Annotated in this window: 24 protein-coding genes; 13 read left to right on the plus strand and 11 right to left on the minus strand. The window is 63.8% G+C overall.

Going from position 1 to position 24,956, the window contains the following annotated elements; all coding sequences use genetic code 11:
* Positions 1-127 precede the first annotated feature (127 nt).
* The 4 genes from glcE (at position 128) to proC (ending at position 4,092) form a co-directional block, all read left to right on the plus strand.
* Positions 128-1,216, plus strand: a complete 1,089-nt coding sequence (gene glcE, locus M0D65_RS02650) for a glycolate oxidase subunit GlcE (protein ID WP_266250895.1) — start codon at positions 128-130, stop codon at positions 1,214-1,216.
* An 8-nt stretch (positions 1,217-1,224) separates the two neighbouring features.
* The gene (glcF, locus tag M0D65_RS02655; protein ID WP_266250897.1) at positions 1,225-2,451 is read left to right on the plus strand and encodes a glycolate oxidase subunit GlcF; all 1,227 of its coding nucleotides are present in this window, start codon (positions 1,225-1,227) and stop codon (positions 2,449-2,451) included.
* Between the two features lie 99 nt (positions 2,452-2,550).
* Positions 2,551-3,249, plus strand: coding sequence for a YggS family pyridoxal phosphate-dependent enzyme (locus M0D65_RS02660; protein ID WP_266250899.1), 699 nt, complete (start codon positions 2,551-2,553; stop codon positions 3,247-3,249).
* A 27-nt stretch (positions 3,250-3,276) separates the two neighbouring features.
* A complete protein-coding gene (gene proC, locus M0D65_RS02665; RefSeq protein ID WP_266250901.1) occupies positions 3,277-4,092 on the plus strand; it encodes a pyrroline-5-carboxylate reductase in 816 nt (271 codons plus the stop codon).
* 67 nt (positions 4,093-4,159) lie between these two features.
* Here the strand turns inward: proC and ubiA are convergent, their stop codons facing one another.
* The 7 genes from ubiA to recG form a co-directional block, all read right to left on the minus strand.
* Positions 4,160-5,023: a 4-hydroxybenzoate octaprenyltransferase gene (gene ubiA, locus M0D65_RS02670; protein WP_266250902.1), complete on the minus strand. Its 864-nt coding sequence runs from the start codon at positions 5,021-5,023 to the stop codon at positions 4,160-4,162.
* Positions 5,024-5,113: 90 nt separating this feature from the next.
* Entirely contained in the window at positions 5,114-5,605 is a 492-nt protein-coding gene (locus tag M0D65_RS02675) for a Dps family protein (protein ID WP_266250904.1), read from the minus strand.
* 155 nt (positions 5,606-5,760) lie between these two features.
* The gene (locus M0D65_RS02680) at positions 5,761-5,928 is read right to left on the minus strand and encodes a hypothetical protein (protein ID WP_266250905.1); all 168 of its coding nucleotides are present in this window, start codon (positions 5,926-5,928) and stop codon (positions 5,761-5,763) included.
* 115 nt (positions 5,929-6,043) lie between these two features.
* Entirely contained in the window at positions 6,044-7,501 is a 1,458-nt protein-coding gene (locus M0D65_RS02685) for a catalase (RefSeq protein ID WP_266250907.1), read from the minus strand.
* Positions 7,502-7,576: 75 nt separating this feature from the next.
* Positions 7,577-7,711 (minus strand): hypothetical protein, encoded by a 135-nt coding sequence (locus M0D65_RS02690; protein ID WP_266250909.1) that lies wholly within the window; start codon positions 7,709-7,711, stop codon positions 7,577-7,579.
* Between the two features lie 180 nt (positions 7,712-7,891).
* Positions 7,892-8,851, minus strand: a complete 960-nt coding sequence (locus tag M0D65_RS02695; protein ID WP_091009991.1) for a LysR substrate-binding domain-containing protein — start codon at positions 8,849-8,851, stop codon at positions 7,892-7,894.
* Between the two features lie 134 nt (positions 8,852-8,985).
* Entirely contained in the window at positions 8,986-11,223 is a 2,238-nt protein-coding gene (gene recG / locus M0D65_RS02700; protein ID WP_266250912.1) for an ATP-dependent DNA helicase RecG, read from the minus strand.
* A gap of 191 nt (positions 11,224-11,414) precedes the next feature.
* Between recG and queA the strand changes: the two genes are divergently transcribed.
* The 5 genes from queA (at position 11,415) to secF (ending at position 17,361) form a co-directional block, all read left to right on the plus strand.
* The gene (queA, locus tag M0D65_RS02705) at positions 11,415-12,485 is read left to right on the plus strand and encodes a tRNA preQ1(34) S-adenosylmethionine ribosyltransferase-isomerase QueA (RefSeq protein WP_266250914.1); all 1,071 of its coding nucleotides are present in this window, start codon (positions 11,415-11,417) and stop codon (positions 12,483-12,485) included.
* A 46-nt stretch (positions 12,486-12,531) separates the two neighbouring features.
* Complete coding sequence (gene tgt / locus M0D65_RS02710; protein WP_266250915.1) at positions 12,532-13,767, plus strand: tRNA guanosine(34) transglycosylase Tgt; 1,236 nt, start codon at positions 12,532-12,534, stop codon at positions 13,765-13,767.
* Between the two features lie 138 nt (positions 13,768-13,905).
* The gene (gene yajC / locus M0D65_RS02715; RefSeq protein ID WP_266250917.1) at positions 13,906-14,229 is read left to right on the plus strand and encodes a preprotein translocase subunit YajC; all 324 of its coding nucleotides are present in this window, start codon (positions 13,906-13,908) and stop codon (positions 14,227-14,229) included.
* Positions 14,230-14,355: 126 nt separating this feature from the next.
* Positions 14,356-16,392 (plus strand): protein translocase subunit SecD, encoded by a 2,037-nt coding sequence (gene secD / locus M0D65_RS02720; protein ID WP_266250919.1) that lies wholly within the window; start codon positions 14,356-14,358, stop codon positions 16,390-16,392.
* A gap of 18 nt (positions 16,393-16,410) precedes the next feature.
* A complete protein-coding gene (gene secF, locus M0D65_RS02725; RefSeq protein WP_091009981.1) occupies positions 16,411-17,361 on the plus strand; it encodes a protein translocase subunit SecF in 951 nt (316 codons plus the stop codon).
* A 93-nt stretch (positions 17,362-17,454) separates the two neighbouring features.
* Here the strand turns inward: secF and M0D65_RS02730 are convergent, their stop codons facing one another.
* The 4 genes from M0D65_RS02730 to M0D65_RS02745 form a co-directional block, all read right to left on the minus strand.
* Positions 17,455-18,732: an MFS transporter gene (locus M0D65_RS02730; protein ID WP_266250922.1), complete on the minus strand. Its 1,278-nt coding sequence runs from the start codon at positions 18,730-18,732 to the stop codon at positions 17,455-17,457.
* A 225-nt stretch (positions 18,733-18,957) separates the two neighbouring features.
* On the minus strand, positions 18,958-19,536 hold the full coding sequence (locus M0D65_RS02735) for a YceI family protein (RefSeq protein WP_266250924.1): 579 nt from the start codon (positions 19,534-19,536) through the stop codon (positions 18,958-18,960).
* A gap of 71 nt (positions 19,537-19,607) precedes the next feature.
* Positions 19,608-20,171: a YceI family protein gene (locus tag M0D65_RS02740; RefSeq protein WP_091009976.1), complete on the minus strand. Its 564-nt coding sequence runs from the start codon at positions 20,169-20,171 to the stop codon at positions 19,608-19,610.
* Between the two features lie 8 nt (positions 20,172-20,179).
* A complete protein-coding gene (locus M0D65_RS02745; protein WP_266250927.1) occupies positions 20,180-20,740 on the minus strand; it encodes a cytochrome b in 561 nt (186 codons plus the stop codon).
* Between the two features lie 367 nt (positions 20,741-21,107).
* Between M0D65_RS02745 and M0D65_RS02750 the strand changes: the two genes are divergently transcribed.
* Genes M0D65_RS02750 through M0D65_RS02765 form a run of 4 tightly spaced genes read left to right on the plus strand, consistent with a single transcriptional unit; the run spans position 21,108 to position 24,915 of the window.
* Positions 21,108-21,827, plus strand: coding sequence for a paraquat-inducible protein A (locus M0D65_RS02750; protein WP_266250929.1), 720 nt, complete (start codon positions 21,108-21,110; stop codon positions 21,825-21,827).
* Between the two features lie 7 nt (positions 21,828-21,834).
* Positions 21,835-22,530: a paraquat-inducible protein A gene (locus M0D65_RS02755; protein ID WP_266250931.1), complete on the plus strand. Its 696-nt coding sequence runs from the start codon at positions 21,835-21,837 to the stop codon at positions 22,528-22,530.
* Entirely contained in the window at positions 22,523-24,139 is a 1,617-nt protein-coding gene (locus M0D65_RS02760; RefSeq protein WP_091009968.1) for an intermembrane transport protein PqiB, read from the plus strand. The genes M0D65_RS02755 and M0D65_RS02760 overlap by 8 nt, the downstream gene beginning before the upstream one ends.
* The gene (locus M0D65_RS02765) at positions 24,136-24,915 is read left to right on the plus strand and encodes a membrane integrity-associated transporter subunit PqiC (protein WP_266250934.1); all 780 of its coding nucleotides are present in this window, start codon (positions 24,136-24,138) and stop codon (positions 24,913-24,915) included. Before M0D65_RS02760 ends, M0D65_RS02765 begins: the two co-directional genes overlap by 4 nt.
* Positions 24,916-24,956 lie beyond the last annotated feature (41 nt).

The raw sequence follows: 24,956 nt of genomic DNA on the forward strand, positions 1-24,956 counted from the left end.
TGCGTGCTCGCCGGCGCGAAGACCCTTGCCGTCGCGTCTTTCCCCGCTTCGCGCTACGGGTCGGCTCCGGGTTGCCAGAGTGGCGCCGACCGGTACAATCGAGCGAAACACAACGAAGCAGGACACCATGGAAGAGGACGACATCGTCGCCAACTGGTCCGAGCGCATCCGCTCGGCCACTGCCGCCGGACGCGCACTGCGCATTCGCGGCGGCGGCACGAAAGACTGGTACGGCCAGACGCTGGAAGGTGAAATCCTCGATACGCGCGCCCACCGCGGCATCATCGCCTACGACCCGGCCGAACTCGTCATCACCGCACGGGCCGGTACACCGCTCCTCGAGATCGAAGCAACGCTTGCCGAGCATGATCAGATGCTGCCATTCGAGCCGCCTCATTTCGGCGCGCAGGCCACGTTCGGCGGCTGCATCGCAGCGGGTATCGCCGGGCCGCGGCGTCCCGCTACCGGCGCACCGCGCGACTTCGTGCTCGGCGCGGTCGTGATGAACGGCCACGGCGAAGTGCTGCACTTCGGCGGTCAGGTCGTGAAGAACGTCGCCGGCTACGACGTGTCGCGCCTGATGGCCGGCTCACTCGGTACGCTCGCGCTGATCCTCGAACTATCGGTGAAGGTGTTGCCGCGACCGAAGGTCGAAGCCACGCTCAAGTTCGACATGAACGGCACCGACGCCGTACGCAAGCTCAACGAATGGGGCGGCCGGCCGCTGCCGGTCACAGCCAGTGCGTGGCGCAACGGCACGCTCGCGCTGCGCCTTGGCGGGGCGGAAGCTGCCGTGAAAGCGGCGAAGTCCGTGCTGGGCGGTGAAGTAGTCGACGCAGTCGAAGCCGAACGTTTCTGGAGCGGTCTGCGCGAGCAGACCGATCCGTTCTTCTCGGCTATCGCACCGATGGCCGCACTCTGGCGTCTCGCACTCCCAACCATCACCGAACCGCTGCAACTGCCCGGTGCCCAGCTGATGGAATGGGGTGGCGGTCAGCGCTGGTGGATCACCGACACCGACGCGCAAACCGTACGCATGAGTGCGAAACAGGCCGGCGGCCACGCGACGATCTTTCGCACCGGTCACGGCTATGACCGCAGCGCAGGCGTGTTTACACCGCTGCCCGCGCCGTTGATGAAAATCCATCGTGGTTTGAAAGCCGCTTTCGATCCAGCCCGCGTCTTCAACCGCGGCCGTCTGTACCCCGACTTCTGAACCACACGATGCAGACGAATCTTGCGGACTTCATGCGCAACACACCGGATGGCGAAGAGGCCGATGCCATCCTGCGCAAGTGCGTGCATTGCGGTTTCTGCACAGCGACCTGTCCGACCTATCAGTTGCTTGGCGACGAACTCGACGGGCCGCGCGGCCGCATCTACCTGATCAAGCAACTCGTGGAAGGCGCGCCCGCTACGCGCAGTACGCAAACTCACCTCGATCGCTGTCTGACGTGCCGCAGTTGCGAAACGACGTGTCCGTCCGGCGTGCAATACGGAAGGCTCGTCGAGATCGGCCGCAAGATCACTGAAGAGAAGATCACGCGGCCGATCGGCCAACGCGTGATGCGCCGGGTACTGGCGAGCTTCGTGCCGAATAGCGCGCTATTCACGCCGACGATGCGCCTCGGTCAGCATGTGCGTCGGCTGCTGCCGAAGAAACTGCGCGACAAGGTGCCGGCGCGACAACGCATGCTCGAATGGCCGAGCGCCACGCATACGCGCAAGATGCTGATGCTCGCGGGCTGCGTGCAACCGTCGATGATGCCGAACGTCAACATCGCGACCGCACGCGTGCTCGACGCGCTCGGCATTCAAACCATCGTTGCGCCGGAAGCGGGCTGCTGCGGCGCGATCCGTCTGCATCTCGGCTACACCGACGAAGCGCTCGACGACATCCGCGCGAACATCGACGCGTGGTGGCCGTACGTCGAGCAGGGCGCGGAAGCGATCGTCATGAACGCGTCGGGCTGCGGCTCCACCGTGATCGAATACGCACACCTGCTGCGCGACGATCCGGCCTATGCAGCCAAGGCGAAACGCATCGTCGAGTTGACCCGCGATATCGCCGAAATCCTGCCGGAGTTCGAAGAACCGCTGATCGCCCTCACCCGCCGCCGCGCAGTACATACCGTCGCGTTTCATCCGCCGTGCACGCTGCAGCATGGTCAGCAGATACGCGGCAAGGTCGAGCAACTGCTCGAAGCGCTCGACATCGAGGTGCGCCTGCCCGCCGACAACCACCTGTGCTGCGGCTCCGCGGGCACCTACTCGCTCACGCAGCCGGCGCTGTCGTACACGCTGCGCAACCAGAAGCTCGAAAAGCTGAATGCGCTCGAACCGCAGATGATCGTATCAGCGAACGTCGGTTGCATTTCGCATCTGCAAAGCGGCACGTCGATGCCGGTCGCGCACTGGATCGAACTCGTCGAGCACATGCTGTCAGCGTAGCCACAACATATCGACGCCGCCACCTGGCCGTTCGGCCGATCGCGTTCATGGCGGCGGCGTCCGTATAATCGACGCATTGTTCCGTCGACCGCGTCCGTCATGCCCGATCTCGCTCACAACCTCGAAGCCGTCCAGCAGCGCATCGCGCGTGTCGCGCAGCAGGCCGGCCGCGAACCGCGCAGCATCGCGCTGCTTGCCGTGTCGAAGACCTTTCCCGCCGAAGACGTCCGCGCCGCTCACGCCGCAGGCCAGCGCGCGTTCGGCGAAAACTACGTACAGGAAGCGTCGGCCAAGATCGAGGCACTCGCCGACCTGCGCGCGTCGCTCGAATGGCATTTCATCGGCCCGCTGCAATCGAACAAGACGAAGCCGGTGGCGCAGCTGTTCGACTGGGTGCATTCCGTCGATCGTCTGAAGATCGCGCAGCGTCTGTCAGAACAGCGCCCCGATACGCTCGCGCCGCTCAATGTCTGCTTGCAGGTGAACGTGAGTGGGGAAGAATCGAAGAGCGGTGTGGCGCCTGCAGAAGCAGCAGACGTCGCGCAGCAGATCGCCGCGCTGCCCAGGCTGCGGCTGCGCGGGCTGATGTCGATTCCCGAACCCGTCGGTAGCATCGATGAGCAACGCGTGCCGCATCGGCTGCTGCGCGAACTGTTCGAGCAATTGCGCGCGGGTGGCCTCGATCTCGATACGCTATCGATGGGCATGTCCGCCGATCTCGAAGCTGCCGTGCTGGAAGGCGCCACGATCGTGCGCGTCGGTACCGCGATTTTCGGCGGACGCGATTACTCTCACTGACCTTTCCTCTTCGTCCTTACCCTCATCATGAAAATTGCGTTTATCGGCGGCGGCAATATGGCTGCGGCGCTCATCGGCGGTCTGATCAAGCGTGGCGTCGCGCCCGCCGATCTCTACGCGGTCGATCCCAACGAAGATGCCCGTACGCGCACCACGCAGCAGTTCGGCGTGCGCACCGGCGCTACCGCCGATGCATCGCTTGCGTCGTATGACGCGATCGTGCTCGCGGTCAAACCGCAGGTCGTCAGAAGCGTTGCGCAGGCACTCGCGCCGTATCTTGGCTCGAGCCAACTCGTCATCTCGATCGTCGCGGGCATTCGCTCCGCCGATCTGTCGCGCTGGTTGAACGGTCACGCGCGTATCGTGCGCACCATGCCGAATACGCCTGCGCTGATCGGCATGGGTGTCACGGGTCTGGTGGCGACGACCGGTGTCGACGAAGCGGGCCGCGCGCTTGCTGGACAGGTGTTGGGTGCGGTCGGCCAGACGGTGTGGTTCGACGACGAAGCGAAGATCGATGCGGTGACCGCGATCTCGGGTAGCGGGCCGGCGTATGTGTTCTATTTCATCGAGGCGCTGCAGGAAGCGGCGCGTCAGTTGGGCATGGACGACGAACAGGGTCGCGCACTCGCAGTGGCGACATTCACGGGTGCCGCGCAGCTTGCCGCGCAATCGTCCGAGTCGCCTGGCGTGCTGCGCGAACGGGTGACGTCGAAAGGCGGCACGACGGCTGCGGCGCTTGCTGCGTTCGATGCGAACGGCGTGAAGGATGCGATCGTGCGCGGCGCATTGGCGGCCGATGCACGAGCGAAAGAAATGGGTGATGAATTCGGCCGGCAGTAGTCGGCCGTGATGCCGGCGGCGGATGCACGAATCAACGAGATGTGCGACGAATCCGGCCGGCAGTAGATCAGAAAACGGCGGCAGCGTAATGCGCAGCAATCCCGGCAAACAGCGCGCCGCCCAACCAGTTGTTATGCCTGAACGCCGCGAAGCACTGCATCCGGTCGCGGCCGCGGATCATCGTGTAGTGATAGATCGCACACGCCACAGCCGCGGCCCATCCGAGCCAGTACAGCACGCCGAAGTGCAGCGTCGCCCCGATCCCCGCATAGATGCCGAGCGTCCCCGCATAGCAGAGCATCACGGCCAGCACGTCGAAGCGGCCAAACGTCAGCGCCGAAGTGCGAATGCCAATCTTGATGTCGTCGTCGCGATCGACCATTGCGTACTCGGTATCGTACGCAACCGACCAGAAGACGTTGGCGAGCAACATCACCCACGCAAGCGTCGGCACATGGTTCTGCACGGCGGCAAACGCCATCGGAATGCCGAAGCCGAACGCGATGCCGAGATACGCCTGTGGGATCGCGAAGAAGCGCTTCATGAACGGATACGATCCGGCGACGAACAGCGCCGCCACCGACAGTTCCTTCGTCAGCGCATTGAGCGGCAGGATCAGCAGGAAGGCGAGCAGCGAGAGCCCCGCTGCCAGTGCAATTGCTTCCCACGCCTTGATCTTGCCCGAGGTCAGCGGCCGGTTGGCCGTGCGCTTCACATAGCGATCGAAATCGCGATCGGCGTAGTCGTTGATCGCGCAGCCGGCCGAGCGCATCAACAACGTACCGATCACGAAGATCACCAGCAGTTGCGCCGACGGACGGCCGCCCGATGCGATCCACAGCGCGTTGAGCGTCGGCCATAGCAGCAGCAGGCTGCCGATCGGCTTGTCCATGCGGACGAGCCGTAAATAGAGCGGGAGTCGGGCGAACATGATGGTACGGTCTGAGGCGATGCCCGTATTCTAGAGCAGGCACGCACCGCGCTGCCGTACCTCAGCAGCACGGTGGCGCGAGGTGCGAACTCAGGCCAGCATCGCGCGCAGCATCCACGCGGTTTTTTCGTGCGTCTGCATGCGTTGCGTCAGCAGATCGGCGGTCGGTTCGTCGTGTGCCGATTCGGTTGCCGGGAAAATTGCGCGCGCCGTACGCACGACCGCTTCCTGACCTTCCACGAGCTGGCGAATCATTTCTTCCGCAGCCGGCACACCATCCGCTTCAGGAATCGACGACAGTTTCGCGAATTCCTTGTAGCTGCCCGGTGCGGCTACGCCGAGTGCGCGGATCCGTTCGGCGATCGCATCGACGGCGAGCGCGAGTTCGTTGTACTGCCCTTCGAACATCAGGTGCAGTGTGTTGAACATCGGACCCGTCACGTTCCAGTGGAAGTTATGGGTCTTCAGATACAGCGTGTACGTGTCGGCCAGAAGACGCGACAGGCCATCTGCAATTTTCTTGCGATCCTTGTCGCTGATGCCGATATTCACGTGCGGTACGGTGGTGCCTTTCTTGGCCATGATGATTCCCTTGAAGAGTGATACGAACCGGTTAGCGGATGCCGGACTGCCCTGCTGCTGCGACTCCGGACATTCGAGCGTCCGACAGTTTAGCGTAGAAGCACGGCGCTTTTGCGTGCCGCGGCAGCGCGCCGCGTCACTTGCACGTTGTTACGTCAAGCACCGACCAGGTGCTGCAAACCGTGCGCAAAGATCACCGCGAAGCCGCTACCGACAATCGCGAATCCCGTGATTTTCCGCACGAGCGCAGTGCGGCGCATAGCGACCGCCTGCTGAGCGAATCCCGCGCCGCTACTGCTCATCATCGTCATCAAGTGGTTCATGATCGTTCTCCTTCGTTTCATCTGCAAAACCGGCGAGGCGCCGCAGCGCCCCACCCTGCACAGCCACGCCGCCCGGCAATGACCTTGTGCTGCCGTAGCGGCCTGCGCGCTACGGCTACTGCGCGGCCACCGCTTCGTCGAGCTTCACCAGCGCTGCGACGACACCTTCTGCATACGCCGGATCGATGCGGCGAAAATGCTCGACCTGCCGCGCGACGATTTCATCGGGCACACCCTTGATCGACCGCGCGATGTTCGCGCACAGACGCTGGCGATGCGCCGCATCGAAGAGCCGGAACAGCGCGGCCGGCTGGCTGTAGTAATCGTCGTCCTCGCGATGATCGTAGTGATCGACCGTGCCGGCCGCGAGCGGCGGCTCGATCGCATTGCGGTCCTGCGTGAAATCGCCGTAGCGGTTCGGCTCGTAATTCGCCGTGCCGCCGAGGTTGCCATCGGTACGCATGCCGCCATCGCGATGGAACGAGTGATGGAACGGGCAGCGCGACGCATTCACCGGAATCTGGTGATGATTCACACCGAGCCGGTAGCGCTGCGTATCGCCGTACGAAAAGAGCCGCCCTTGCAACAGCCGATCCGGCGAAAAACCGATACCCGGTACGACGTTAGCCGGCGTAAACGCGGCCTGCTCGACATCGGCGAAATAGTTCTGCGCGTTGCGATTCAGTTCGATCGTGCCGACGTCGATCAGCGGGTAGTCCTTGTGCGGCCACACCTTCGTGATGTCGAACGGGTTGTACGGCACCTTCGCTGCATCGGCTTCGGGCATCACCTGAATGCGGAACGCCCACTTCGGGAAACGACCTTCGTCGATGCTCGTCACGAGATCGCGCTGCGCGCTTTCGCGATCGCCCGCCACCACCTGCGCCGCTTCCGCGTCGCTGTAGTTCTCGAGGCCGTTGAGCGACTTGAAGTGGAACTTCACCCAGAAGCGCTCGTTGTTCGCGTTGATGAACGAGAACGTGTGCGAACCGAAACCATGCATCTGCCGGTAGTTCTTCGGAATCCCGCGATCGCTCATCAGGATCGTCACCTGATGCAGCGACTCCGGATGCCGCGACCAGAAATCCCATGCCGCAATGTTGTTGCGCAGGTTCGTGTACGGATCGCGCTTTTGCGTGTGAATGAAATCGGGAAACTTCAGCGGGTCACGAATGAAAAACACCGGTGTGTTGTTGCCGACCACGTCCCAGTTGCCTTCTTCCGTGTAGAACTTGATCGAGAAGCCGCGCACGTCACGCTCGGCATCGGCGGCACCGCGCTCGCCGGCTACCGTCGAAAAGCGCATGAAGAGCGGCGTTTCCTTGCCGACTTCGGCGAACACCTGCGCCTTCGTGAAACGCGAGATGTCGTGCGTGACCTTTAACGTACCGAACGCACCCGAACCCTTCGCGTGCACACGGCGCTCGGGAATCACCTCGCGATCGAAGTGCGCGAGTTTTTCGAGCAACCACACGTCCTGCAATGCGACCGGGCCACGTACGCCGGCGGTCAACGAATTCTGGTTATCGGCGACGGGCGCGCCGGCCGCCGTGGTGAGTTTGCGTTCGGACATCCTGAACTCCTGGGTATCGGGTATCGGGTCTTGAAAGAAGCGGGGCGTAACGGCAGCGGGCGCGGCTCAGGCCATTCAGGCAGACAGCGCACGGTCGACCAGCAGTGACAGCGCCACCGTGCGTGCACCGGACAGCGTCGCGGCAAAGCTGGCGGCCGGCTGGGTTTGCGGGCGCGAGGATTGGGGCTGTTGCGATTGAGGCTGCGTCATGAGTTCCTCCAGGGGCTGGGGATCGGTTGATCCATGGAGGACACTATAACAAATACTATCGAATATCGTTGTTTGATTAATTTTATCTATTCAATAGGGGCTGCGGCGAGGGGTTGTCCTGCGCCGGGCGGGGCGCCGCGGGTTTGTCGCCCCGCGCCGCCCCGTGCGCAGTGCCCGGCGTCAGTTCACCGCAACCGGCAGATCGAGTTTCGCGACGCCCGCAAGATTGCACGCCGCGATGGCATCGCTAATAGCCTCGATGGCGGGCATCCGTGTGAAGCTCTTGCGCCACGCCAGCACGACCCGGCGATCCGGCACCGGATCGTCGAACGCCACGTAGGACAGCAACCCGGAGTCGACGCCGCCGGCATGCGGCTTCACTTCGTGCACCGACATGCGCGGCAGCACGGTGATGCCGACGCCGCTCGCCACCATATGCCGGATCGTTTCCAGCGACGATCCTTCGAAGGTCTTCTGGATGCCGTCGGCGTTCTGCGAAAAACGCATCAGCTCCGGGCACACGCCGAGCACGTGGTCGCGGAAACAATGGCCGCTGCCGAGCAGCAGCATCGTTTCCTGCTTAAGGTCGCTGGCGTCGATCTTGGCGCGCTTTTCCCATGCGTGGCCGGACGGCAGCGCGACGACGAACGGTTCGTCATACAGCGGCCGCAGCATCAGACCAGTTTCGGGAAACGGCAGCGCCATGATCGCGACGTCGATCTCACCCTGCTTGAGCAGTTCGATCAGCTTGAGCGTGTAGTTTTCCTGCAGCATCAGCGGCATCTGCGGGAAGCGCTGGATCATCTGCTTGACGAGTGTAGGCAGCAGATACGGCCCGATCGTATAGATCACGCCGAGCCGCAACGGCCCGACCAGCGGGTCCTTGCCCTGCTTCGCAATCTCCTTGATCGCGAGCGTCTGTTCGAGCACGCGCTGCGCCTGCGTGACGATCTGCTCACCGATCGGCGTCACGCTGACTTCGCTCGTGCCGCGCTCGAAGATCTGCACGTTCAGCTCGTCCTCGAGCTTCTTGATCGCCACCGACAAGGTCGGCTGGCTGACGAAACACGCCTCGGCGGCACGGCCAAAATGCCGTTCGCGGGCAACCGCGACGATGTATTTCAATTCAGTGAGCGTCATTGGGGACCAATCAATATAGTGAAGTCGATAGGTTTCTGTTATACACCCATGGGGCCAATTCGCCAACTTCATCGTCGGATCAGCATATTTGGGCGCCTGGAGATGCCCGGATATGCCCCGGGAACCCGCTCCCGCTAAGCCTTCAGATACTGCTCCCGCGCGCCGAGCCAGCGCGCCAGATGTTGGGTTACCGCCTCCGGATAACTGTCGAGCAACCGCGCAGCAGCCTCCCGCGCCGGCTCGATCAGCCAGCCGTCCTGTTCCAGATCGGCGAACCGCAACATCGCGGCGCCCGACTGCCGGGCGCCAAGAAATTCGCCGGGACCGCGAATCTCCAGGTCGCGACGCGCGATTTCGAAGCCGTCGGTGGTTTCGCGCATCGTCTGCAGGCGCGAGCGCGCAGTCTGCGACAGCGGCCCCGTGTACATCAGCACGCAGACCGATGCCGCGCTGCCGCGCCCCACCCGGCCGCGTAACTGATGCAGCTGCGCCAGACCGAAGCGCTCCGCGTGCTCGATCACCATCAACGACGCATTCGGCACATCGACGCCGACCTCGATCACGGTCGTCGCCACCAGCAACTGGACTTCGTTGCGCGTGAACGCTTCCATCACAGCCGCTTTCTCGGCTGGCGCGAGCCGGCCGTGTACGAGCCCGACCTTCAGTTCGGGCAGCGCCGCGACCAGCGTTTCATAGGTTTCCACGGCGGTTTGCAACTGCAGCGTCTCGCTTTCCTCGATCAGCGGGCAGACCCAGTAAACCTGACGCCCCGTCAGCGCCGCTTCGCGCACCCGGCCGATCACTTCCTCGCGACGTCCGTCGGCGACGAGTTTTGTGAGGACCGGTGTGCGGCCGGGCGGCAGCTCGTCGATCGTCGAGACGTCGAGATCGGCGTAGTAGGTCATCGCCAGTGTGCGGGGGATCGGTGTTGCGGACATCATCAGTTGATGCGGCTGGAAGTCGCGTGCGCCATCTGCGGCGTTGAGCGCCTTCGCGCGCAGCGCCAGCCGCTGCGCGACGCCGAAACGATGCTGCTCATCGACGATCACGAGACCGAGCCGCGCGAATTCGACCGCGTCCTGAATGATGGCGTGCGTGCCGATGACGAGCTGCGCCGTGCCGAGCGCAGCCGCTTCGAGCGCGGCGCGCTTGTCCTTGGCCTTCAGGCTGCCGGCGAGCCACGCTACCTGCACGCCGAGCGGTTCGAGCCAGCCGCGCAGCTTGCGGGCGTGCTGCTCGGCGAGGATTTCGGTCGGCGCCATCAGCGCGGCCTGGTAGCCGGCATCGATTGCCTGTGCGGCAGCGAGCGCCGCCACTACGGTCTTGCCGCTGCCCACATCGCCTTGCAGCAGCCGCTGCATCGGATGCGACAGCGTCAGTTCGTGTCCGATCTCCCCGACCACACGCTGCTGTGCGCCCGTCAGGCCGAACGGCAATGCAGCGGAAAGCCGCGCGTATAGCGATGCCTCATCGTTCGCTGCAGCTCGCGGCATGACCGGTGCCGCACGCGTGCGGCGCTCTTCGTGCGCGCGCTTGAGCGACAGTTGCTGCGCAAGCAGTTCCTCGAACTTGATACGCAGCCACGCCGGATGCGTGCCGTCTATCAACGCGGTTTCGTCGGCATCGACGGCCGGGTGATGCAGCGTACGCACCGCGTCCATCAGCGGCGGCACACCGAGCGGGTCCATGTAGGCGCGTGCGACCGGTTCGGGTAGCAGCTCGGGCAACGCGGTACGGGTCAGCGCGTTATCGATTGCCTTGCGCAGGTAGGCCTGGGTCACGCCTGCCGTGCTCGGATACACGGGCGTCAACGCCTGCGGCAGCGGCGCGCCCTCTTCGACCGGACGCACGGCCGGGTGCACCATCTCCATACCGAAGAAACCGCCGCGCACATCGCCACGTACGCGGAGCCGCTTGCCGATCGCCATCTGCGTGACCTGCGAGCCGTAGAAGTTGAGAAAGCGCAGCACGAGTTCGTCGCCGGTGTCGTCGCGCAGTTTGACGAGCAACTGGCGCCGCGGACGATACGCGATCTCGTTGTCGAACACGACGCCTTCGGTTTGCGCGACGCCGCCCGGCAGCAGTTCGCCGATCGGCGTCAGGGTGGTTTCGTCTTCGTAACGCATCGGCAGATGCAGCACGAGATCGATGTCGCGCGTCAGCCCGAGCTTCGCGAGCTTGTCGGCGGTTTTGACTAGCGCGGGCTTTTTCGTATCGGCTACGCCGGATGCACCGGATGCACCGGCCGTATCGGCGCCGCGCGCGTCCGCCGCGGACGCGCCGCTCGCCTTCCTGCCGCGCGGCGCGCGGCGCGGCGGCTCGGCATTCGCATCGTCGGGTTCGGCAGGCGGACGGCGTTCGGACAAGGGCATGAGTCGCTTCGCAAGTACAATATCGGCTTTCAACGGGTTCAACGGCTCCAGCGGCCGCCTTGCAGCGGCGCAGGCCGGGTTGCAGTCACCGCTGCCGCCGCGGTGACAACGTCCCGCAATCATAGCCGCTCGCCGCCTCGCGGCGGCCCGATCCGCTCTCCAGTTTCTCGTTCCGTATCCGTTCAGTCCGCATGTTCACGCTTTCCGATTTCGATTTCGCGTTACCGCCCGAGTTGATCGCGCAAACCGCGTTGCCCGAGCGCAGCGCAAGCCGCCTCCTCGAGGTGGACGGCACGCGCACGCCGGCCCATTTCACCGACCGCGGTTTCGCCGAGTTGCCCAATTGCATCGCGCCCGGCGACCTGCTGGTCTTCAACGATACCAAAGTGCTGAAGGCACGCTTTCTCGGCCAGAAGGCCAGCGGCGGCAAGATCGAGGTGCTGATCGAACGGCTGACCGGCGAGCGTACCGCGCTCGCGCAGATTCGCGCGAGCAAGACCCCGGTAGCGGGCACGACGTTGCGTCTTGCCGATGCGTTCGACGTCACCGTCGGTGAACGCGTCGAGCCGTTCTACACGCTGCACTTTCCCGCCGACTGCCTGACGTTGATCGAGCAGTACGGCCGCCTGCCGCTGCCGCCGTATATCGAGCACGATCCGGACGCAACCGACGAAACCCGCTACCAGACCGTCTTCGCGCAGAACCCCGGCGCGGTTGCCGCGCCGACCGCGGGCCTGCATTTCGACGACGCGCTGCTCGCGCGGCTCGACGAGCGTGGCGTCGAACGCGCGACGCTGACGCTGCATGTCGGCGCGGGCACGTTCCAGCCGGTGCGGGTCGAGAATCTCTCTGAACACAAGATGCACAGCGAGTGGTACGCACTGCCGCAAACACTCGTCGAGCAGATCGAAGCCACGCGCCGGCGCGGCAATCGCGTGATCGCGGTCGGCACGACATCGATGCGCGCGCTCGAAGCCGCGGCGCGCGACGCCGAAGCCGCCGGCCGGCCGCTCGCGGCGACCAGTGCCGAGACCGATATCTTCATCACACCAGGCTATCGTTTTCGCGTGGTCGACCGGCTCGTGACGAATTTTCATTTGCCGAAGTCGACGCTGCTGATGCTCGTGTCCGCGTTCGCGGGCATCGAGACGATTCGCGCGGCGTATCGTCATGCGATCGAGGAGCGCTATCGCTTCTTCAGTTACGGCGACGCGATGCTGCTGACCCGCGACGACACAGTGCAAAACTCAGCGCAAAGCTAACTTCAGTCCCATGCAAAACCGTATTCCCGCAGCACAGGAGCAATCCATGACCGACGCTCGCCCCACGCCCACCGCCGGCGACACGCACACGCCACCGCAAGACGGCCTCGCGTTCGAACTGCTCACCACCGACGGCGCCGCGCGCCGCGGCCGGCTGACGCTGAATCACGGCGTCGTCGAAACGCCGATCTTCATGCCGGTCGGCACCTACGGTACGGTCAAGGCGATCCAGCCGCGCGAGCTCGAAGAAATCCGCGCGCAGATCATCCTCGGCAATACGTTTCACCTGTGGCTGCGTCCCGGCCTCGAAACGATCGCCGCGCACGGCGGCCTGCACGGCTTCATGGGCTGGAAGCGGCCGATCCTCACCGATTCGGGTGGCTTCCAGGTCTTCTCGCTGGGCGATCTGCGCAAGATCACCGAAGACGGTGTCACGTTCGCCTCGCCGATCAACGGCGACAAGCTATTTCTGTCGCCGGAAGTATCGATGCAGGTGCAGAAGGTGCTGAACTCGGACGTCGTGATGCAGTTCGACGAATGCACGCCGTACGCGACCAACGGCGTGCCGACCTCGCACCAGGACGCCGCGGACTCAATGCGTATGTCGATGCGCTGGGCCCAGCGTTCAATCGATGAATTCAGGCGGCTCGACAATCCGAACGCGCTGTTCGGCATCGTGCAGGGCGGCATGTTCGAAGACCTGCGCGACGAGTCGCTCGCGGGTCTCGCCGAGATGGACTTTCATGGCCTCGCAATAGGCGGGCTGTCGGTCGGCGAACCGAAGGAAGACATGATGCGCGTGCTCAACCACATCGGTCCGAAGCTGCCCGCGCACAAACCGCATTACCTGATGGGCGTCGGTACGCCGGAAGACCTGGTTGCCGGCGTGGCGGCCGGCGTCGACATGTTCGATTGCGTGATGCCGACGCGCAATGCGCGCAACGGCTGGCTGTTCACGCGTTTCGGCGACATCAAGATCCGCAACGCCACGCATCGCAATTCGCTGCGCCCGCTCGACGAACAATGCGGCTGCTATACCTGCCGCAACTTCTCGCGCGGCTATCTGCACCATCTGCACCGCGTGGGCGAAATTCTCGGCGCGCAGTTGAACACGATCCACAACCTGCACTACTACCTCGAACTGATGGCCGAGATTCGCAGCGCCATCGAAACCCACACCTTCGATGCTTTCCGGATCGCCTTTGACGAGAATCGCGCGCGCGGCGTCGAGGAGGCATCGGCTGCTGCCGCCTCGCCATCTGCGCGCAAAACATTACAATAGCCTTTCGCAATTGGCCCAGGCTGCTGCCGTCGGTGGTAACAGCTTGATCGCAAAGCCCATTTGGGCGTGCCGTCGCGTGAAGTGCCGGTGGTAGAATGACCGGCTGATTTTTTTGATCGTTATAACGGAGAGACCAACGTGTCGTTCATTTCCAACGCCTTCGCTCAAGGCACAGGTGGCACAGAATCGAGTCTGATGAGCTTCCTGCCGCTGATCCTGATGTTCGGCGTGCTGTACTTCATCATGATTCGCCCGCAAATGAAGCGCCAGAAGGAGCATCGCAACATGCTGGCCGAGATGGCGAAGGGCGATGAGGTCGTGACGAACGGCGGCATCGTCGGCAAGGTGACGAAGGTCGGCGACGCATACGTCGGCGTCGAAGTCTCCGAAGGTACGGAGATCACCGTGCAAAAGGCATCGGTGACCACGATTCTCCCGAAGGGCACGATCAAGTCGCTGTAAGACGGCTCTCCTCCGCGTCCGGCCAGCCCGGCAGGTGCGTGAAGCACGATCGTCATCGATGCTTCACCGCCGCGCCCACCGCCGGACGCTGCACTTCCAAGCCAACCTTCCCGTTGGACCACCCCCATGAATCGTTACCCCCTCTGGAAATATGTCGTGATGCTGGTGGCACTCGTCATCGGCCTCGTGTACACATTGCCCAACTTCTTCGGCGAGGCGCCCGCGGTACAGGTGCTGAGCGGCAAGGCAACGGTCAAGCTCGATTCAGGCACGCTCGCACAGGTCGAAGCCGCGCTCGCCGCGAACCAGATCAAGCCTGACGAAGTCACGTTCGACAACGCGGTGGCCAACGCCAACATCCGCGTGCGCGTCGGCGATACCGACACGCAGCTGCGCGTGAAGGACTTGCTGCAGAAGACGCTGAACAGCGATCCGAGCGATCCGCAGTTCATCGTCGCCCTGAACCTGCAAAGCGCGTCGCCGCACTGGCTCACCGCGCTGCACGCACTGCCGATGTATCTCGGTCTCGATCTGCGCGGCGGGGTGCACTTCCTGCTGCAGGTCGACATGGCCGGCGCACTGAACAAGAAACTCGACTCCGATGCATCGGATGCGCGCACGCTGCTGCGCGACAACAACATCCGCGACGGCGGTGTGAACCGCGTCAATCAATCGGTGGTGGTGAATTTCAGCGACCAGAGCGTCGCCGACAGCGCCAGCGCGCAACTTGCCAAGGGCGTCAGCGAACTCCAGTGGGTCACGCAGCCGGCTGCAAGCGGCGGCTACCAGGTGGTGGGGACCTTCTCGCCGGCCGTGCAGAAAACGGTGCAGGACGCCGCGCTCAAGCAGAACATCACGACGCTGCATAACCGCGTGAACGAACTCGGCGTGTCGGAACCGGTGATCCAGCAACAAGGCTCGGACCGCATCGTCGTCGAACTGCCGGGTGTGCAGGATACGGCCAAGGCGAAGGACATCATCGGTCGTACGGCGACGCTCGAAGCGCGCCTCGCCGATCCGGTCAACCTGCATCCGAATCCGGGCGACCCGGTGCCGCCGGGCGACGAACTGTTCACGCAAGGCAACCAGGTACCGGTGCTGCTGCGCAAACAGGTGATCTTCACCGGCGATCGCATCATCGACGCGTCAGCAGGCTTCGACGAACATCAACGGCCGTCGGTCAATATCCGTCTCGACTCCGCAGGTGGCCGTGCGATTCGCAGCGTGTCGCGCGACAACATCGGCAAACCGATGGCGATGGTGTTGTTCGAGAAAAACAAGGGCGAAGTGCTGACGGTCGCGACGATCCAGTCCGAACTCGGCGACCGCTTCCAGATCACCGGCCAGCCCACGCCGCAAGCCGCCACCGATCTCGCGCTGCTGCTGCGCGCCGGTTCGCTCGCGGCTCCGATGGACATCATCGAAGAACGCACGATCGGCCCGAGCCTCGGCGCCGACAACATCCGCAAGGGCTTCCACTCGGTGGTCTGGGGCTTTGCCGCGATCGCCGTGTTCATGATCGCGTACTACATGCTGTTCGGCGTGATCTCGGTGATCGGCCTGTCGGTGAACCTGCTGCTGCTGGTCGCCGTGCTGTCGATGCTGCAGGCCACGCTAACACTGCCCGGTATCGCCGCTATCGCGCTCGCGCTCGGTATGGCGATCGACGCGAACGTGCTGATCAACGAACGCGTGCGCGAAGAACTGCGCCACGGCGCGCCGCCGCAACTGGCTATCCAGAACGGCTATGCGCATGCCTGGGCGACGATTCTCGACTCGAACGTGACGACGCTGATTGCCGGTCTCGCGCTGCTCGCGTTCGGTACGGGTCCGGTACGCGGCTTCGCTGTCGTGCACTGTATCGGCATCATCACGTCGATGTTCTCGGCGGTGTTCTTCTCGCGCGGTCTCGTGAACCTCTGGTACGGCGGCAAGAAGAAACTGAAGTCGCTTGCAATCGGCCAGGTATGGCGTCCCGATGCGGTCGCCGTCGACGGTGCCGCTGCGTACCTGGAAAACAGCGACGCCGACACCAGCACCGCGCAGGCAATCAGTGCTACCGCCACCGCCGGCAAGGCAAAAACACCGGCACGCCCCGGCAAGCCGGTTGTACGCCGTCGCGACGCGGGCAGTACGCCGCGCAAACCGGGCTCGTCCCGCTGAGTCCCGGAGAAACACACCATGGAATTTTTCCGCATCCGTAAAGACCTGCCGCTTATGCAGCGGGCGTTGCTGTTCAACACGATCTCGCTGCTCACGTTCGCCGCTGCCGTGTTCTTCCTGCTGCATCGCGGGCTGCATCTGTCGGTGGAATTCACCGGCGGCACTGTGATCGAGGTGCAGTATCCGCAGGCGGTCGTGCTCGAACCCGTGCGCGCTACGCTCGGCAAGCTCGGTTACGCCGACGCGCAGGTGCAGAACTTCGGCACCTCGCGCGACATCCTGATCCGCCTGCCGGCCAAGCAGGGCCTCACGTCCGCGCAACAGAGCGACCAGGTGATGGGCGCCCTGAAGGGCGCCGACGCGCAGGCAGAGTTGCGCAGTGTGCAGTTCGTCGGCCCGCAGGTCGGCAAGGAACTCGCCACCGACGGCCTGCTCGCGCTCGCCTGCGTGGTCATCGGCATCGTGCTGTACCTGTCGTTCCGCTTCGAGTGGAAGTACGCGGTGGCCGGCGTGATCGCCAACCTGCACGACGTGGTGATCATTCTCGGCTTCTTCGCGTTTTTCCAGTGGGAGTTCTCGTTGTCGGTGCTCGCCGCGGTGCTGGCGGTGCTCGGCTACTCGGTGAACGAATCGGTCGTTATCTTCGACCGGATTCGCGAGACCTTCCGCCGCGAACGCAAGATGACCGTGGTCGAAGTCATCAACCACGCAATCACCAGCACGATGTCGCGCACGATCATCACTCACGGCAGTACGCAGATGATGGTGCTGTCGATGTTCCTGTTTGGCGGTCCGACGCTGCACTACTTCGCGCTGGCGCTGACGGTCGGTATTCTGTTCGGTATCTATTCGTCGGTGTTCGTTGCCGCTGCGCTCGCGATGTGGCTCGGCGTGAAGCGGGAAGATCTGCTGAAGGAAAAGAAGGAAAGCCACGATCCGAACGATCCGAATGCGGGTGCGCAGGTTTAAGCGCTGCGATGCGATCTATCTGAGGCTGCAAGGCTAAAACGCAAAGGCCGGTTCATTCGAACCGGCCTTTGTCGTTTACGGCGCCCTGCCCGACTAGCTGAATCCCAGCTTGCGCCGCGCAGCAATCAGCGCAACCAGACTCACCAGCGCAGCAAAGATCATATAGAAGCTCGGCGCAACTTTCGTATCGGCTGCGCGAATCAGCCACGCGATGATGAACGGCCCGAACCCGCCGAAGATCGTCACCGCGATGTTATACGCGAGCGACATGCCGGTTGTGCGCGTCTGCACCGGGAAGATTTCCGACAGCAGGCCGGGCAGTGCCGCGAAGTAACCGGTCATCAGAAAACCGAGCACGACCTGCACGACGATCAGCGCACCGAAGGTCGGATTCGCGACGAGCCACGCGAACGCCGGATAGATCAGCACGAGCAGCAGTACCGCCGATATCAGCATGATCGACGTGCGTCCATAGCGATCCGACAGATGTCCGACCAGCGGCGAAAACACGAGCTGGATCACACCGGTCAACGCGATCGCCTGGAACGCCACCGACGGCGCGAGCCCCAGCTGCTTGACGCCATACGTCGGCATGAACAGCACCAGATACGTCGACACGGTGCCGAGCACCACGATCCCGATCGCGATGAGAAGCCGCAGCTTCTGACTCGCGAACGTGTCGCGCAACGGGGTATCGGTGGTCTCGGCAGCGAGAAATTCGGGCGTTTCGTCGAGCTTCGTGCGGATGTACCACGCGACCGGGCCGATCAGCAGCCCGAAGAAGAACGGCACGCGCCAGCCCCATGAAGCCATCTGTTCCGGCGACAGTTCACCGGTCAGCACCGCGCCGAATCCGGCTGCGAGCAAGGTGGTCAGCCCCTGGCTCGCGACCTGCCAGCTCGCGAAAAATCCGCGCCTTCCCGGCACGTGCTCGGCCAGAAACGCAGTCGCGCTGCCGAACTCGCCGCCCGCGGAAAAACCCTGCATCAGCCGTGCGGCGACGAGGATCAACGGAGCGGCGACGCCGATGGTCTCGTAGGTCGGAAGGATGGCGATGATCAGCGTGCCGATCATCATCAGCAGGATGGACAGCGTGAGCGCCGCCTTGCGGCCGACGCGGTCCGCGTACGCGCCCAGCACGATCGCACCGAGCGGGCGCATGACGAACGACACGCCGAACGTGCCGAGCGTGAGCAGCAGCGAGACCGTGTCGTTGCCGGTCGGAAAGAAAAGCTTCGAGATGATGACGGCGAAAAAACCGTACACCACGAGGTCGAACCACTCCAGCGCGTTGCCGATCGACGCGGCGACCACCGCGCGCCACGTGCCGCGGCGCACCGCCGCAGGGTTTGCTGCTGTCGTTGCACTCATGCAGATCTCCGTCGCGCGCGAATTATGTAATGCGGGCGGTCAAGATCGCCTCGCGGGCCGCGACTGGTTGCACGCACAACAGTCGGGCGTCAACGCACTATTTACCGCAAAAATTAAAGCTGCGCGAGTACTTCCTTGTATCCGCCCGTCTCCGGCGAGGCCATAAAAAAACCGCTTCGGCGCCGCAGCGCTCGAAGCGGTTTCTACACAAAACCGTCCTGCGACTTACTGCTTGATGCCTTCAGCCTGAATGTGCAGCTTCGTTGCCATCTTGAAACCGTACGTCTTACCGTAGTCGACACCGAAGTCGTCGCGGTTAAACGTGCCTTCCGCTTCGACGCCGCACACTTCGCGCTTGAGCATCGGATGCTGGATGCACTTGAACGAATCGATCTCGAGGTTCAGCGGCTTGGTCACACCATGCAGTGTCAGCGCGCCGATCACTTCGACAGGCTTGTCGCCGTCGAAGCGGATCTGCGTGCCCTTGTAAGTTGCCGTCGGGAATTTCGCGACGTCGAAGAACTTGTCGCTGACCAGTTCGGCGTCGAGCTTGGCATTGCCGATCTGCACCGACGAGAGGTCGACCGTTACGTCAACCGTGCCGGTCTTCGCCGCGCGATCGAGCGTGACCGTGCCCGAGCTCTTCGTGAACTTGCCGCGCCACACCGACAGGCCACCGAAGTGATCGGCCTCGAAACTCGGGGCGGTATGCGACGGATCGAGCTGATAGGTATCAGCAGCAAATGCGCCAAACGACAGCGACGCCGCGAGTGCGCCAGCAGCGATCAAGAGGGTCTTTTTCAAGTGATGCTCCTTCTTTGATGAAAGCGCACCGCGTGTAGTGCGGTGCTTTCGGTTATAGCAAACGACTGCGCTTACTTATGTGCCGCGACGATGTGAAACTTGATCGTCACCGCGTCGGCGACCACCGACGTGTCCTTCCACTCGCCCGTCCCGATGTCGAACTGCGAACGCTTGATCGGCAGCGAACCGTCGAAGGTCTGCGTCGCGCCCTGCTGCGTGACCGTCACGGGTACGACGACGGTCTGCGACTTGCCCTTGATGGTCAGCTTGCCGGTCACCTTGAACTGGTTACCGCCGGCCGCCGCGATCGCGCTGGAAACGAACGTCGCGCTCGGATAGGTCTTCGTGTCGAACCAGTCCTTACCGCGCACCTGGTCGTTGTAAGACGCGTCGCCGAGATCGTAGCTGCCGACGTCGATCGTGAACTGCGCACTGCCCGCCGCCGGCTTGGCCGGATCGAACGATACCTGGGCGGTGAATTTAGTGAACTTGCCTTCCACCGGCACGTTCATCTGCGTCGAGATCGCGGTGATCGTGCTCTTCGTCACGTCGACCTGCGCATACGCGCTGCCGGCAGCGGTCAATGACGCGGCGGCAAACGCCGCGAGCATGTATCGATAAAACGAAACCTTCATGGTCGTCCTTATTTGAGGAAAGGGATCATCCGCGACAACAGCCCGTCGCGGTCCAGCCATTGATGTTTGAGCGCCGCGCCAACGTGCATCACCACGAGTGCGAGCAGTCCGTAATTCAACGTCACGTGGACCGTTTTCAGCAGAACCTTCAAAGTGGGATCGGGGGCGATCAGCCGGGGCAACGGTATCAGGCCGAGATACACGACCGGCACGTTTGCCGCCGAGCTGTACAGATAACCCGACACCGGAATCGCCACCATCAGCACATAGAGCAGCCCGTGCACCGCGTGCGCGGCACCGCGCTGCCACATCGGCGTCTCGCGCGGCAGCGGGGGCGCTGCATGGGTTGCGCGCCACAGGATGCGCAGCACGGCCAGCGCGAACACCGTCACACCGATCCATTTATGCCACGAGAAATAGCGCAGCTTGGTCGGCGTGAAACCGGGGATATCGGTCATTACCCAGCCGAGCGCGAAACCGCAGACGATAAGCAGCGCAATCAGCCAGTGAAACGCAATCGCTGTGCGCGTATACGACTCGCGTGAGGCGAATGAAGGGTCGTGAGGCATGGCGGCTCGAGGCAGGCTAAAAGAGTTAAACGATTCAGCAGGTACTGTTATTCCCGATGCGCGACGCATGGGTCAGGCACGCAACGTGCACTAAGGCCGCCATGCTACCGCAAGCCGTAAAAGCCGGTATGTACCAAAAACGCCGCCGTAGCGGCGTCCGGCAAGCCGCAGCGGAACTGGAACGATGAGGGAGGTCCACTGTCCGAACCGGGTCGGTCTGCAAAATTACTGAAGGAGGGCCAGCAGAAAAGTTTCGCTCACCCGCCGCAAATGCCCGCCACAGGCGCGTTTGGTACTATTGCCCCACTGCTTGCCGGAGATCCCGGCAGCGCGTGTCCCCATTCACGTCGTTTGCCTTTCAGCCCGCATGGAACATGACCAACACCTGATTGCGTGCCACGAGTGCGACACACTGTTTCGCAAACCGCGGTTATCCGGCCGCGCCACCGCACGCTGTCCACGCTGCGGGGCAACACTGTACCGGGGCGTCTCGGGCCGGCTCGACAGCATCACGGCACTGACCATTGCCGCGCTGATCACGTTCCTGATCGCGCAGGGCTTTCCGATCGTCGAACTCGAAACCAACGGCATCACGTCGCAGACGAGCCTGTTCGGCGCGCTCGTCGCGCTGTGGGACGAAAACATGGAGATCGTGGCCGTCATCGTGTTCTGCGCGACGACGCTGTTTCCGCTCACCGAACTCGTCGCACTGCTCTACATCCTCATCCCGGTGCGCCGGGGCCATGTGCCGCCAGGCTTCAACCTGGTGCTGCGCGCGATCCAGTTCGTGCGGCCGTGGGGCATGATCGAAGTGTTCATGCTCGGCGTACTGGTGACGATCGTGAAGATGGTGAGCCTCGCGCGCGTGATGCCCGAGGCCGCGCTATTCGCGTTCGGTGCGTTGACGCTGATGCTCGCCGTCGTCGTCACATTCGACCCACGCACGCTGTGGGACGTCGTCGACGATCTGCGCGCGCGTCCCGCGCCGCGCCGCAAACGGCCGGCCCATCCGGGTCGTCCAGGGCTGCCCGCAGTGGCAAACAACCCGGCCAGCGCACCCGCGCCGGCCACGCCGCGCCAGGGATGAGCCGCCGATGAAATACCTCACGGCGTCGCGCGCCGGTCTGGTCGCCTGTCACGCGTGTGGACGCGTGTCGCAGCGCGTGCGCTCGGTGGTCCCGCAACACTGCCCGCGTTGCGGCGCGGTCCTGCACCGGCGCAACCCCGATAGCCTGATGCGCACGTGGGCGCTGCTGATCGCCGCCGCGTTGCTGTATATTCCGGCGAACCTGCTGCCGATCATGCACACCTCGTCGCTCGTCGGCTCCGAGGACGACACGATCATGAGCGGCGTGGTCTTCTTCTGGACCTCGGGCGACTGGCCGCTTGCCGTCATCGTGTTCGTCGCGAGCATTCTCGTGCCGATGCTGAAGCTGTCGGTGCTGCTGCTGCTCACCGTCACCGCGCAGCGCCGCTCCACCTGGCGGCCGCACGAGCGCACCAAGCTGTACCGGATCGTCGAGCGCATCGGCCGGTGGTCGATGCTCGACGTATTCGTGATTACGCTGACGGTCGCGCTCGTGCGCTTCAAGTCGCTTGCCGTGATCACCGCGGGGCCGGGCGCACTGGCGTTCGGCTCGGTCGTGATCCTGACGATGCTGGCCTCGATGCAGTTCGATCCGCGTCTCATCTGGGACCACATCGATAACGCAAAACGGCCCGACAACACCAACGCTAACGCCGCCAAACGCCGTACCGGAACTACCGCTCAGGACCCCAACCATGACTAGCCCGCAAGGCCCCATCGTTCCGCCCGACCTGCCTGAGCCCGACATCGAACCGCGCCGGACCTGGTTACCGTCGCTCGTCTGGGTCATTCCGCTGATCGCCGCGCTGATCGGCATCGCGCTCGTCGTCAAGTCGGTCGTCGACCGCGGGCCGACCATCTCGATCCTGTTCAGCTCCGCCGAAGGGCTCGAGCCCGGCAAGACCAAGGTCAAGTACAAGGACGTCGACATCGGCGAAGTGAAAACGATCAAGCTGATCAACAATCACACGCAGGTCGAAGTCGTCGTGCAACTCACCAAGGAAGCCGAAGACTTCGCGGTGAAGGACACGCGTTTCTGGGTCGTGCGTCCGCGGGTCGGCACGAGCGGCGTCTCGGGCCTCAATACGCTGCTTTCCGGCGCTTACATCGGTGTCGATGCGGGTCACTCGCAGGACACGCAGAAGCTCTATACCGGCCTCGAAACGCCGCCGCCTGTCACCGGCGATCAGCGCGGCCACCGCTTCACGTTGCGTGGCGAATCGCTCGGCTCGATCGACATCGGTTCGCCGGTTTACTACCGGCGTGTGCAGGTGGGTCAGGTGGTCGGCTTCTCGCTCGACAAGGAAGGCACCGGCGTCACGATCCAGGTATTCGTCAGCGCGCCGTACGATCAATACGTCGGCACGAATTCGCGCTGGTGGCATGCGAGCGGTGTCGATCTGCGGCTCGATTCGAGCGGCTTCACGCTGAACACGCAGTCGCTCGCGACCGTGATTACCGGCGGCCTCGCGTTCCAGTCGCCGTCGGGGCAACCGATCGGCCAGCAGGCAGTCGACAACGCCACGTTCCGCCTCGGCGCCGACGAAGCCGACGCCATGCGCGAGCCGGACGGCCCGCCGGTGCGTGTCGTGATGAACTTCAACCAGTCGCTGCGCGGGCTGTCGGTGGGTGCACAGGTCGACTTCCGCGGCATCGTGCTCGGCCAGGTGACCGCGATCGGCGTCGAATACGATCCGAAGGCGCGCAACTTCACGATGCCGGTCACGATGAACCTGTATCCGGACCGCTTGAGCAAGCGCGCGGGCGGCACCGTGCCCGCGGCGGGCACACCGGCGAGCCGCGATCTGTTGCAGCGTCTCGTGCAGCACGGACTGCGCGGCCAGTTGCGCACGGGTAACCTGATCACGAGCCAGCTGTACGTGGCACTCGATCTGTTCCCGAAGGTTGCGCCTGCCACCATCGACGTGTCGCGCGATCCGGTCGAGATACCGACCATTCCGAACACGCTCGATGAACTGCAACTGCAGGTCGCCGATATCGCGAAGAAGCTCGACAAGATACCGTTCGATGAGATCGGCACGAATCTGAACAGCTCGCTGAAAAACGCCGACCAGTTGTTCTCGCGACTCAACACCGAAGTGGTGCCTGAGGCGCGCGACACGCTGTCGGCCGCGAAGCACACCTTCAGTTCGGCAGAGGCAACGCTGCAGCAGGATTCGCCATTGCAGTCCGACGTGCACCAGGCGTTGCAGGAACTGACCCGCACGCTGCAGTCGCTGAACGCGCTGTCGGATTATCTGGAGCGTCATCCCGAATCGCTGTTGCGCGGCAAACCAGGAGATAAACCATGACGCAAACCTGGCTTCCCGGCCTGTTCTCGAGTTCGTCACGTTCGCTGCGTACGGTCGGCGGTATCGCGGTGTGTGCCGGACTGGTAGCGCTCGCCGGCTGTTCGTCGCCGCCAAGCCGCTTCTATACGCTCGGCTCCGACGCGACCACGGCGCCCGCTCGCAGCGCGACGCACGCGCAGTTTCTGATCGAAGTACCGCCCGTCGATGTGCCGGCGCAGGTCGCGAAAACGTCGTTCGTCGTGCAGAGCGGCGCGAACCAGGTCGACGTGCTCGAGCAGACGCGCTGGGCCTCGCTGCCCGGCGACGAGATCCGGCGTGCGCTATCGGTCGATCTGACGCAACGGCTCGGCACCATCGACGTAGCCGGCACCGCCTATCCCGACGGCGTGCCCGTGTACCGCGTCAGCGTGAACGTGCAGCGCTTCGAATCGTGGCCCGGTTCGCATGCGCTGATCGACGCGGTGTGGAGCGTGCGCGCGGTGCGCACGCAGGCCGTGATGACCTGCCGCAGTGTGATCAGCGAACCGGTGACGGGTGGCTACGACGCGCTCGTCGACGGTCACCGGCGCGCGGTGCAAGACATGTCCGCGCAGATCGCCACGGCCGTCGGTGCGCTTGCGGCTGCGCCGCAACCGCGTGTTGCGTCTGCTTCAACGTCAGCGTCAGCAAAGAAAGGTGCGACGGCACCGGCCAACGTGCAGCCCGTCACAGTGCCGTGCCCGCTGCCTGCGTCGACCGGTGCATCGGCGGACACAGCTCGCGGGGTGAGCGGCTAGGAACAGTGCCGGGGGCACAGGCGAGCGCACCGTTCGTTCGC

It is taken from the genome of Paraburkholderia sp. CHISQ3, assembly GCF_030464945.1.
In the GTDB taxonomy this organism is placed as follows: domain Bacteria; phylum Pseudomonadota; class Gammaproteobacteria; order Burkholderiales; family Burkholderiaceae; genus Paraburkholderia; species Paraburkholderia megapolitana.